This is a genomic window from Pseudomonas sp. KBW05 (genome assembly GCF_003852405.1).
GTDB lineage: Bacteria > Pseudomonadota > Gammaproteobacteria > Pseudomonadales > Pseudomonadaceae > Aquipseudomonas.
Map to the genome: position 1 here is coordinate 38,514 of NZ_QAJM01000030.1, position 11,037 is coordinate 49,550.

12 protein-coding genes are annotated in these 11,037 nt (G+C 62.2%); 8 read left to right on the plus strand and 4 right to left on the minus strand.

Annotated elements, in window-relative coordinates; all coding sequences use genetic code 11:
• The first annotated feature begins 4 nt into the window (after positions 1 to 4).
• Positions 5 to 1,324 carry an Nramp family divalent metal transporter gene (locus DBR46_RS24860; protein ID WP_124528344.1) on the plus strand — a complete coding sequence of 440 codons (1,320 nt, stop codon included), beginning with the start codon at positions 5 to 7 and terminating at the stop codon, positions 1,322 to 1,324.
• A 1-nt stretch (position 1,325) separates the two neighbouring features.
• Here DBR46_RS24860 and DBR46_RS24865 read toward each other — a convergent pair whose 3' ends face one another.
• A complete protein-coding gene (locus DBR46_RS24865) occupies positions 1,326 to 2,258 on the minus strand; it encodes a LysR family transcriptional regulator (protein WP_124528345.1) in 933 nt (310 codons plus the stop codon).
• A 116-nt stretch (positions 2,259 to 2,374) separates the two neighbouring features.
• Here DBR46_RS24865 and DBR46_RS24870 point away from each other — a divergent pair, with 116 nt between their 5' ends.
• The 5 genes from DBR46_RS24870 (at position 2,375) to DBR46_RS24890 (ending at position 5,461) form a co-directional block, all read left to right on the plus strand.
• The gene (locus tag DBR46_RS24870) at positions 2,375 to 2,863 is read left to right on the plus strand and encodes a DMT family transporter (protein WP_124528346.1); all 489 of its coding nucleotides are present in this window, start codon (positions 2,375 to 2,377) and stop codon (positions 2,861 to 2,863) included.
• 4 nt (positions 2,864 to 2,867) lie between these two features.
• Positions 2,868 to 3,323 (plus strand): DMT family transporter, encoded by a 456-nt coding sequence (locus DBR46_RS24875; protein WP_124528347.1) that lies wholly within the window; start codon positions 2,868 to 2,870, stop codon positions 3,321 to 3,323.
• A gap of 121 nt (positions 3,324 to 3,444) precedes the next feature.
• Entirely contained in the window at positions 3,445 to 4,209 is a 765-nt protein-coding gene (locus DBR46_RS24880; RefSeq protein ID WP_124528355.1) for a helix-turn-helix transcriptional regulator, read from the plus strand.
• An 88-nt stretch (positions 4,210 to 4,297) separates the two neighbouring features.
• Positions 4,298 to 4,471, plus strand: coding sequence for a DUF1427 family protein (locus DBR46_RS24885; protein WP_124528348.1), 174 nt, complete (start codon positions 4,298 to 4,300; stop codon positions 4,469 to 4,471).
• A gap of 30 nt (positions 4,472 to 4,501) precedes the next feature.
• Positions 4,502 to 5,461: a zinc-binding alcohol dehydrogenase family protein gene (locus DBR46_RS24890; RefSeq protein ID WP_124528349.1), complete on the plus strand. Its 960-nt coding sequence runs from the start codon at positions 4,502 to 4,504 to the stop codon at positions 5,459 to 5,461.
• A 146-nt stretch (positions 5,462 to 5,607) separates the two neighbouring features.
• On the opposite strand, the gene DBR46_RS24895 is transcribed toward DBR46_RS24890, so the two are convergent.
• The 3 genes from DBR46_RS24895 to DBR46_RS24905 all read right to left on the minus strand — a co-directional run bounded on the left by DBR46_RS24895 (position 5,608) and on the right by DBR46_RS24905 (position 8,686).
• On the minus strand, positions 5,608 to 6,630 hold the full coding sequence (locus DBR46_RS24895) for a purine nucleoside permease (RefSeq protein WP_124528350.1): 1,023 nt from the start codon (positions 6,628 to 6,630) through the stop codon (positions 5,608 to 5,610).
• A 15-nt stretch (positions 6,631 to 6,645) separates the two neighbouring features.
• The gene (locus DBR46_RS24900; RefSeq protein ID WP_124528351.1) at positions 6,646 to 7,593 is read right to left on the minus strand and encodes a nucleoside-specific channel-forming protein Tsx; all 948 of its coding nucleotides are present in this window, start codon (positions 7,591 to 7,593) and stop codon (positions 6,646 to 6,648) included.
• A gap of 172 nt (positions 7,594 to 7,765) precedes the next feature.
• A complete protein-coding gene (locus DBR46_RS24905; protein ID WP_124528352.1) occupies positions 7,766 to 8,686 on the minus strand; it encodes an AraC family transcriptional regulator in 921 nt (306 codons plus the stop codon).
• Positions 8,687 to 8,897: 211 nt separating this feature from the next.
• Between DBR46_RS24905 and DBR46_RS24910 the strand changes: the two genes are divergently transcribed.
• Together DBR46_RS24910 and DBR46_RS24915 are read left to right on the plus strand one after the other, a co-directional pair.
• On the plus strand, positions 8,898 to 10,208 hold the full coding sequence (locus tag DBR46_RS24910; protein WP_124528353.1) for a sugar ABC transporter substrate-binding protein: 1,311 nt from the start codon (positions 8,898 to 8,900) through the stop codon (positions 10,206 to 10,208).
• A gap of 19 nt (positions 10,209 to 10,227) precedes the next feature.
• Positions 10,228 to 11,001 (plus strand): L-iditol 2-dehydrogenase, encoded by a 774-nt coding sequence (locus tag DBR46_RS24915; RefSeq protein WP_124528354.1) that lies wholly within the window; start codon positions 10,228 to 10,230, stop codon positions 10,999 to 11,001.
• The last annotated feature ends 36 nt before the right edge of the window (positions 11,002 to 11,037 follow it).

The following is an 11,037-nucleotide window of genomic DNA, read 5'->3' on the forward strand; positions in this document are numbered from 1 at the left end:
CCGCGTGAAATTCAGCCTGCCGAAAATCGCCACCGCCCCGTTCTGCCCGCCGGAGGTGGCCGGCTCCGTTGCCGTTGACCCCAAGGCGTCGTTCTTCAAGCGGATGTTGATGTTTGCCGGTCCCGGCCTGTTGATTTCCATCGGCTACATGGACCCCGGCAACTGGGCCACGGCCATCGAAGCGGGCTCGCGCTACGGCTACAGCCTGCTGTTTGTGGTGCTGCTGGCCAGCCTGGCGGGGATGGCGGTGCAGTGCCTGTGTTCGCGGCTGGGCATCGCCACCGGCAAGGACCTCGCGCAGCTGTGCCGCGAGCGTTATAGCCAGCGTTCTGCACGTACCCAATGGCTGTTGGCGGAAATCTCCATCATCGCCACCGACCTGGCCGAAGTGCTCGGTTGCGCCCTGGCGTTTCACCTGCTGCTGGGCGTTTCGCTGACCACCGGCATTGTCATCACCGCATTCGATACGTTGCTGATCCTGGCCCTGCAAAACCGTGGTTTCCGCCGCCTGGAAGCGATCATGCTGGCGCTGGTGGCGACTATCGGCGTGTGTTTCTTCATCGAGCTGCTGCTGATCAAGCCGTACTGGCCGGATGTGTTGAGCGGCTTCACGCCGTCACTCTCGGCCATCAGCGATGCTGCACCGCTGTACCTGGCCATCGGCATCCTGGGTGCCACAGTCATGCCACATAACCTCTACCTGCACACCTCGATTGTGCAGACTCGCCTGATCGGCAAGGACCTCGCCAGCAAACAGGACGCGGTCAAGCTGGCGCGCATCGACACCATCGGCTCCCTGGCCCTGGCCTTGCTGGTCAACGCCGCCATCCTGGTGCTGGCCGCTGCGGCGTTCTACAAGACCGGCCATACCGATGTGGTCGAAATCCAGGACGCCTACCACTTGCTCGACCCGCTGGTGGGCGGCGCGTTTGCCAGCATCCTGTTTGGTGTTGCACTGCTGGCGTCTGGGCAAAGCTCGACGTTCACCGGCACCATCGCCGGGCAAGTGATCATGGAGGGTTATCTCAACCTGCGTATTCCATGCTGGCAACGCCGCCTGATTACCCGAGGGCTGGCGCTGATCCCGGCGTTTCTCGGGGTATGGCTGCTGGGCGATGGTGCGATTGGAAAGTTGCTGATTCTCAGCCAGGTGGTGCTCAGCCTGCAGTTGCCGTTTGCGTTGTATCCGTTGATCCGCATGACCGGGGATAAACAGCTGATGGGGCCGTTTGTTAATAAGCTACCGACCCGGGTGTTGGCGTGGTTGCTGTTTGCGGTGATCAGTGGGGCGAATGGGTGGTTGATTGGGCAGTGGGTGTTTTAAATCACCGATCCCAATACGGCACCGCCCCAAAACACTCCACAAAATAATCAATCACGGTGCGCACTTTCAGCGACAACCGCCGGCTGCCCGGCCATAGCGCGGCGATCTGTTGCGGCTCCAGCGTGGTCGCCACTTCGTAGTCCGTGAGCACCGCTTGCAAGGTGCCCGCGCGCAAGCCTTCGCCAATCAGCCAGGACGGAAACACCACCAGTCCCAGGCCTTGTTCGGCGGCGTGGGTCAGGGTGTCGGCGTGGTTGCCGGTGATCGGGCCCTTGACGCTGTAGGGCGTCCAGTCGCCGCCGTCGCGGCGGAAGAACCAGCGTTGCTGGCCGGTGATGCCTTTGTAGGCTAGGCAGTGGTGGTTGGCCAGTTCGTCGGGGTGCTTGGGCGTGCCGTGGCGGGCCAGGTAGGCGGGGCTGGCGGCGATGCGAAAGCGCTGCGGCGCGAAGATGCGCGCCTGCATGCCCGAGTCGTTGAGCACGCCGATACGAAACAGCAGGTCGGTGCCGTCTTGCAGGGGATCGACGTAGGTGTCGGTCTGCTGGATGTCCAGCTGCAACTTGGGATAGCGCCGGCACAGCTCGCCCAGCCACGGTGACAGGTGGCGCTGGCCGAACACCATCGGCGCGTTGATGCGCACCAGCCCGCTCGGTTCGCGCTCTTGTTCCTGCAAGGCCTGACCGGCAGTTTCCAGTTGCTCCAGCAGCAAACGTGCGTGATGCCCGAGCAGGCGCCCGGCCTCGGTGGGGCTGACCGCACGGGTGTGGCGGTAGAGCAATTGCTGGCCGAGGGCCTGTTCCATCAGCTGGATCTGCCGGGAAATGGAGGAGGGCGCCAGGCTTTCGCGGCGGGCCACTGCGGAAAAGCTGCCATGGTCGAGCACGGCCACGAACAGGCGCAGCGCCTTGAAACTCAATTCATTCAAACCCTGCATCGTGGCTCCGTGCTGTGCGTGTTGCGCAAAGGTGTTGTCCGCATGCTGCCATTTATCGCACAGAACCACCACCGGATAATGCGCGCCATGTCTCTTTCTTGAAGCGCAGGTGATGTATGCAGGCAAGTTCTATCGAGGGTGCGGCGTTGGCCGTGCCGAAGAAAAACCTTTTGCGGCTGTTGTTGCTGCCGCTGGTGATCCTGGCGGGCATGGGCCTGTCAGTGGAGGCCGGGTTGCTGGGGCCATTGGGTGTGCAGGTCGGGCATTTATGGGCGACGTTGAGCATCTTCGGCGTCGGTTCGGCGATTTTGTATGTGCTGTTGTTGTTCAGCGGCCCGCAAAAGGGCCCGGCGTTGACCGACCTGCCGCGCTGGCAATTGATCGGCGGCTTCCTGGGGCCGATGTACGTGGTGGTGCTGACCCTGGCCACGCCGCATATCGGCATCGCCATGACCATGATCGCGATTCTGTCCGGGCAGGTGGGCAAGAGTGTGTTGATCGACCATTTCGGCTGGTTCGGCACTGCGCGCAAGCGGGTCAATGGTGAACGCTGGATTGCGTTGGCGTTGATTGTGGCGGCACTGATATTGATTGCACGAGGGTAAGGCGATGAATCTGATTCTATTGTTGGTGCTGGTGATTGCCGCCGGCGCAGTGTTGAGTGTGCAGGCCGCGATCAACGGGCGCCTGGGCCAGACGGTGGGCGTGTTGCGCAGCAGTTTGCTGACCTTTAGCGTGGGTGCGCTGACCACGGCGCTGTTGATTTTCTTCTTTGAACCCGCCCAGGCCGTGAGCTTGCTGGACGTGCCGAAATGGCAACTGACCGGTGCCTTGTTTGGCGTGGTGTACATGATGGTGATGGTCGGCGCGGTGCCGATTGTGGGCACGGCGGTAGCCACGGTGGCGGTGATCGTCGGGCAGTTGGGCATGGGGATGTTGATCGACAACTTTGGCTGGTTGGGCAACCCGGCGATCGAGCTGTCAGGGAGCCGGATTGTGGCGATGCTGTGCCTGGCGTTGGCGCTGGTGTTCATGTATCGCAGTAACACCCGCCAGGCGGACTGACGCGGTCAAAAAATGTGGCAGTGATCCATGTGGGAGCGGGTTTCCAGTTTAGGAAAATAGCTCGGCTTGGCGGGCGTCACTGATTACCATGAACGCCCACATCCCGACTGACGTACTCCCCATGGCCCTGGCCGCGCCTCCCGACCTCAGTGATCACGCCGTCCCCGTGCAACCCCTGGCACGCACCTACCCGCGTGGGTTGTACGTGGAGCCCCATCGCCACGACTGGGGCCAATTGCTCTACGCCATGAGCGGCGTGATGTGGGTCGAAACCCCGCGCGAAGCCCTGGTGGTCCCGCCTCAGCGTGCCGTGTGGTTGCCGCCGGGGGTGGAGCATGGGATTCGGGTGGTGTCGGATTTGCAGATGCGCAATATCTACCTGCGCCCGGCGTTGGCGGCGACGCTGGACAGCCAGGTGCAGGTGATCGAGGTCGGCGGCTTGCTGCGCGAGCTGATCGTCACGCTGGTGGAAGAGGGCGACAGCGCTGAAACGGGCTATTACGACGCAGTGGTGCGCCTGGCGCTGCTGGAATTGCAACGGGCGCGCCGCTCGCCGATCCGCATTGCCATGCCGGTGGAGGCCGACCGGCGCTTGATCAACGCTTGCCAGGCTGTGATGGCCGCGCCCTCGTTGGAAGTCCCCTTTGAACAACACGCCGAGACGGCCGGTGCCAGCGTGCGGACCTTGTCGCGGCTGTTCCAGCACCACCTGGGCATGGGTTTCGCCGAATGGCGGCGCCAGGTGCAACTGGCCACGGCGGTGGCGGAGTTGATCCAGGGCCAGCCGGTCAGCCGTATCGCGCGGTCTTTGGGCTATTCGCCGAGCAGTTTCAGCGACATGTTCCGCCGCGAACTCGGCGTGGCGCCGTCGAACTACGTCGGTTGAGGGTTTGGCCGAAATCCTGAAGCACTTGGCCGATGCTTCAGGAATGGGCTCTCTACACTGAGCCCATCCACCCACCAGGCGCCATCCCATGAGTTACCTGATTTCCCTCGCCATTGGCCTGTTTGTCGGCGTGCTCTACGGCGCCTTGGACTTCCGCTCGCCCGCGCCACCGGCCATCGCCCTGGTTGGCCTGATGGGCATGCTGCTGGGCGAAAAGCTCTGGCCCATGGGGCGGCAACTGGTCAGCGGTTGGTTGTCCTGATCCCCTTTTTCCCTTCGATGGATATTGGCCATGAAAGCCCTGCAATTTTCCGCTACTGGCGATCTCGCCTCCCTGCGTTTCGTCGACGTCCCCACTCCGGTGCCCGCCGCCGGTGAAGTTTTGGTGCAGATCAAGGCGGCGGGACTGAACCCCAGCGACGTGAAAAACGTGCTCGGTCGTTTCCCCTACACCACCTTGCCACGCATTCCCGGGCGTGACTTTGCCGGCGTTGTCGTCGAAGGCCCGCAGGCTTTGCTTGGCCAGGAGGTCTGGGGCACGGGTCGCGATCTCGGCTTTTTTGCCGACGGTTCCCACGCCGAATTTGTGAAGGTTTCAGCCAGCGGTGTGGCGCACAAGCCCAGCCACCTGAGTTTCACCCAGGCCGCCAGCCTTGGCGTGCCATACACCACCGCCTGGGACGCCCTGGAGCGCAGTGGTGTCGGCAAAGGCACGCGGTTGCTGGTGATCGGTGCCAATGGTGCGGTAGGCAGTGCGGCCTTGGCCCTGGCGAAAATTCGTGGCGCCCAGGTGCTGGCGGCGGTGCGGCGGGCGGAGCATGTGGAGGTGTTGCAAGGGCAGGGGGTTGAGGCGATTGCCTTGGGTGCGCCGGAAGACTTGGGCATGCAGGTCAACCGCGTGTTCAAGGGCGGCGCCGATGTGATCTTCGACACCACCGGTTTCTGGTTGCCCGCAGCCGTCGCCGGGTTGGCGCCGTTTGGGCGCATCGCGATCATCGCCGCGCCGGTGGACGGCCAGGTGCAACTGCCGGCCCTGGCGTTGTACCGCAAGGGTGGGTCGGTGGTGGGAATCAACTCGTTGCTCTACAACTGCGAGCAGTGTGCGGTGATGCTGGAGCAGTTCGGCCGGTTTTTTGATGAGGGCTCGCTGCCGCTGCCCACTGGCCTGCGCGAAGTGGCGTTGGCAGAGGGGTTGCAGAGTTATGGGGAAGTGAATAGCGGCAGCGCAGACAAGATCATCTTTCTGCCCTGACCCGCTCTTAACACTGTAGGAAAACCAGTGTGGGAGCGGGCTTGCTCGCGAATGCGGTGGATCAGTCAACATCTCCAGCGACTGACACACTGCATTCGCGAGCAAGCCCGCTCCCACACAACCGCGTTTCCACAGGTTGATGTTTACTAGGCCTCGGGCACACCGTTTTCCCACGCCGACCAGTTCTTGAGGATCGCCTGCACCAGCGGGTTACCCGTGCGGTACAGGTTCTCCAGCGCCGGCACAAACCCACCCTGATCTGCGTACTTCAGCAGGTTGTCCACTTCGCTGTAGCCCGGGTATGGCCGGTCAAAGTCCGAGCCCGCACGCACCACGGCCAAGCGCTGGATATCCACCAACCCCTCGCGGCTGGCCCGCAGCAGCGCTTCATAGGTGGAGTTGTCCTCTTGCTGGGTGGTGCAGTACTCGCCCTTGTTGTCCGTCAGCAGTTTGGTCCAGACCTCGGCGCGTTCGCTCAAGCGCGTGCCGGAAAACCAGGTGTTGCCCGCCAGGGTATCGCAGCGGGTGACCTGAGGCGGCTGGTTGGCCGGGGCGGCGGGGTAGTGTTTGCGCCAGGCGGCAGATTCCTTGCTCTCCGTCAGCTCAACCTGGTGCGACAGGGCAAACGCCTTGGCCTGCAACTTGGGGTTGAGCTCAAATACTTCGGTCTTGTAGTCCAGCGGCGGTTTCTCGTTGGGGCCTTTGGTGTTGATGCCGATGTAACCGGTCGGCCAATCCTTGGGCGCATCCCGCGAGTCCAGTTCCCATTGGGTGCCGAACTCCACCAGGTAATGGGCCCAGGCCGCGGTGCCGATGGTGCCGTGCTTGGGACTGATGCCGGCGATCCCGGCGATCAGGAAGTAGCTCTGGCGCAGGTCGAACTTGGGCGACAAGGCCAGGGCCAGGGTGGATGCGGCGGCGTTGGTCTGGCCCATGCCGGTGACCAGCAGGCAGACGTCCTGGGTGTTGCAGCGGATCACTGGGTATTCGGCAGAGAGGCCCGGCACGCGCACCTCTTGCTTGAGTTCCAGGCGGTCGATCCAGGTCTGTGCCTCGGGGGCGAACATGGTGATCAGCATCACCTTGGGTTTGATCGGCGCATCCGCCAATACCACATGGGGCAACAGGGCCAGGCCGACAGCCAGTGACAGGCGGGAAAGTACGTTCATCCAAAAGCTCCTCTATCAGAATTGGTAACCGACGCCGGCGTAGTAGCCCCAGCCGTCCGAACGGGCGCGGAAGTTGCCCTCGCCGAAGTTCAACTCACTGCCATCCTCCCAGTTGCCGCCGTTATGAAAGTAACGACCGACCAGGGTGAACCGCAGGTGGGTAAACGAATACAGCAGCACATTGGTCGCCACCAACGAGTTGGCCGTGCGTGCCGGGTTGTCCTTGTGCAGGTCGGAGCCAAAGTCGTAGTTGGTGAAGCCGATGTAAGTCAGCGAGGCCCCGTTGTCGAACTTGCCGATGGGCACGATGTACTTCATTTGTGCGCGGTAGCCATCCCACGAATATTCATTGCTGGCGCCGTAGTTTTCCCACTGGTAACGCCCGTAGAAGTTGGCCGACAGATTGACCCGCGAGTGGGTGTCGATGTCGGTGCCCAGGCCGCTGTACAGGGTGTTGGCACGGTTGGCCTTGTTGCTGCCGTGGTCGTAGATCCAGTCGAACGCCACATACCATTCCTTGAACGGCCCGATGGCCAGGCTGCGGCCCGCCAGGTAGTCGATGGAAATACGCGGCTCGTGCTCCATGAACACCGGCGAGCCATGGTCCCACACGCCTTTGTCATTACTGTTACCGATGCCGAGGATCTTCGGCACGTCGATATAACCGTAGAGTTCGAACGGGCCCTTACGGCCGAAGTACTCGTACTCCAGGTAAATATCGTCTGACGGCTTGGGGCCGAAGCTGATGTCTTTGCTGCCGATCAAGGTCAGGTCCTGGTTGAACCAGTCCGACAGGTACACGCCTTTTTTTGTCGGGTTGGCTTCCGGGCTGAGGGTTTCGCCCTGTGCTGAGTCATCGACGGGTTTTTCCTGCGCCAAAATGGGCGCGCTGAGTAGTCCCGTAACGGCGGCCAGTAGCAGGGAAACACCAAGGGCGGCAGGGTGTCTTGCAGTGGAGTGCATTGAAAATCCCTATTCGTACGCGGTTTGGACCCGATTCTTCGGGTTGTGGTGAACTTGGCTGGCAAGTTCGTTCCGCAAACGTTTGCATAGGCTGTACCAACTTTGACTATTGGCTTGAATAGACTGGAAAAAAGCGCGATTAGTCGACCTTTTGGTCAGAATTGACTGGGTGTCATTTTGTCGAGGGGTTGAACCGGTGCAGCGCGGTTTCCCGGCGGTAATCGCTCGGCGTCTGATTCATCTCGATGCGAAAGTGCCGGTTGAAATTGGACAGGTTGGCGTAGCCCACTTCAAAGCAGATCGCCGCCACGGACATCTCGCTTTGCAACAACAACCGGCAGGCGCGTTGCACGCGGAACTTGCGCATCAGGTCGATAAAACCGTGGCCGGTGTTGCGCTTGAAAAAGCGCGAAAAGCCCGGTTCGCTCATCTCCAATTGCTGCGCGATGACCGACAGCCGCACGTCCCCCGTAAGCTCGCGCATCAGGTAGTCGAAGGCCTTGTTGATGCGCTCGGCGCTGCGCGCATCCAGGGTGGGCGCGTAGCACGGGCTGGCCAGCGCCTGGACGTGTGGTGGCGGGGCGCTCTTGAGGGTGTCGAGCAGTTGCAGGAACAAGACAAGCCGCTGCAGGCCCTGGGCGTTGCCGATGTCTTCCATCAACACGGCGGCACGCAACGCCGTATCGCCGTGAAATTGCAGGCCGCGCCGGGCGTGCTCGAACAACGGTTGCAAGTCGCCCAGTTCTGGCAGCGTCTTGCGCAAAGCGAGCAGGGCGGCGCCGTCGAATTGCAGCACCACGTCGCGGCCCTTGAGGTACTCGCCGGGGGCCAGTTCGCCGATCCAGTCGTGGGGCAGGTCGGGGCCGATCAGGGCGACGTGGCCGGCACTGAAGGCGCCGATATAGTCGCCCGCGACCAGCTTGCCGTTGCCTTGGCGGATCAGGTGGATCTCAAACTCGGGGTGGTGGTTCCAGCGCGCCAGGTCGTAGGGATAGTCGTGTTCGAACCAGCGAAAGCAGTGGTCCGGTTCGGGCAGGATCACTTCCAGTTCGGCGGGGCGGTGCTCGAACAGTTGGGCGCGGCTGACAGGCATGGCGGGGCTTCTTGTTGTTCTTGGTAGCGCTTCAAAATACGCGCCTGCGCGGTGTCGGCGCTACCCCTCGTTTTGCCGGGCACTGATACTTTTTTAACCCGGGGCGCAAGGTTAAAAAAGTACCAGTCGCGCATCCGTCACGGGTTTGTGAGGGCTGGACCAACCTGCTGTAATCGGCCCTCAACAACAAAAACAACAGGTGGATACCGCCATGCTCAAGCTCCCGCAAGCGTTGTTCCTGCTGTCCGGCCTGGCCTTGGCCATGCCCAGCTACGCCGCCGACACCGTGACCATCGCCACGGTCAACAACAGCGATATGATCCGTATGCAGCGCCTGTCCAAGGTGTTCGAGGCGCAGCACCCGGACATCAGGCTCAACTGGGTGGTGCTCGAAGAAAACGTGCTGCGCCAACGCCTCACCACGGATATCGCCACCCAGGGCGGGCAATTCGACGTGCTGACCATCGGCACCTACGAAACCCCGCTGTGGGGCGCCAAGCACTGGCTGGAGCCGCTGACCCAACTGCCAGCCGACTACGACGTCGACGATATCTTCCCCTCGGTCCGCCAGGGCCTGTCGGTCAACAACACCCTCTACGCGTTGCCGTTCTACGGCGAAAGCACCGTCACCTACTACCGCACCGACCTGTTCCAGCAAGCCGGCCTGAGCATGCCCGCGCATCCGACCTGGACCCAACTCGGCGCATTCGCCGCCAAGCTCACCGCCAAGGATAAAGACCAATACGGCCTGTGCCTGCGCGGCAAGGCCGGCTGGGGCGAGAACATCGCCTTGCTGAGCACCATGGCCAACGCCTTTGGCGCGCGCTGGTTCGACGAGCAGTGGAAGCCTGAGCTGACCAGCGCGGAATGGACCGCCGCCGCCAATTTCTACGTCAACAGCCTCAAGCAATACGGCCCCCCGGGGGTGTCCAGCAACGGCTTCAACGAAACCCTGGCGCTGTTCAACAGCGGTAAATGCGCGATCTGGGTAGACGCCAGCGTTGCCGGCTCCTTCACCACCGACAAGAGCCAAAGCAAGGTTGCCGACAGCGTAGGCTTTGCCGCCGCGCCCACCGAAGTCACCGACAAAGGCTCCTCATGGCTGTACGCCTGGTCCCTGGCGATCCCGGCCACGTCCAAGCACAAAGACGCGGCCAAGGCCTTTATCACTTGGGCCACGTCCAAGGACTACATCCAACTGGTCGCCGATAAAGAAGGCATCAGCAACGTACCGCCCGGCACTCGCCAGTCCACCTACAACGACGCCTACTTGAAAGCCGCGCCGTTTGCCCAAGTGACCCTGGAGATGATGAAACACGCTGACCCGGCGCACCCGTCGGCCAAGCCGGTGCCGTACGTGGGCATCCAGTACGTGACCATCCCTGAGTTCCAGGCCATCGGCACCTCGGTGGGCAAGATGTTCTCGGCGGCGCTGACCGGAGGTATGTCGGTTGACCAGGCGTTGCTCCAGGCCCAGTCCACCACCGAGCGCGAAATGAAACGCGCGGGTTATCCAAAATAATTCTTCAGAGACATGCCCCATGAAACGACTTGAAGGTAAAAGCGCGCTGATCACCGGATCCGCGCGCGGGATCGGCCGTGCGTTTGCCCAGGCCTACATTGCGGAGGGCGCCAGCGTCGCTATCGCCGATATCAACCTGCAACGGGCCCAGGCAACCGCCGCCGAACTGGGGCCACAGGCGTATGCCGTGGAAATGGACGTCACCGACCAGGGGTCCATCGACGCTGCGATTGCCGCCGTGGTGGCCGAGGTCGGCAAGCTGGATATCTTGATCAACAATGCGGCGCTGTTTGATCTGGCGCCCATTGTCGATATCACCCGGGATAGTTATGAGCGGCTGTTTTCGATCAACGTTGCGGGGACGTTGTTCACCTTGCAAGCGGCGGCGCGGCAGATGATCCGCCAGGGGCATGGCGGCAAGATCATCAACATGGCCAGCCAGGCTGGGCGCCGGGGTGAGCCGTTGGTGGCGGTGTATTGCGCGACCAAGGCGGCGGTGATCAGCCTGACGCAGTCGGCGGGGTTGAATCTGATCAAGCAGGGGATCAACGTCAATGCCATCGCGCCCGGTGTGGTGGATGGGGAGCATTGGGATGGGGTGGATGCGTTGTTTGCCCGGCATGAAGGGTTGGCGCCGGGGGAGAAGAAGCGGCGGGTAGGGGAGGAGGTGCCGTTTGGGCGGATGGGGACGGCTGAGGATTTGACGGGGATGGCGGTGTTTTTGGCTTCGGCGGAGGCGGATTATGTGGTGGCGCAGACGTATAACGTTGATGGGGGGAATTGGATGAGCTAGTGGGTGTTGGTGTGTATATCCGTTATTTAGGTAACG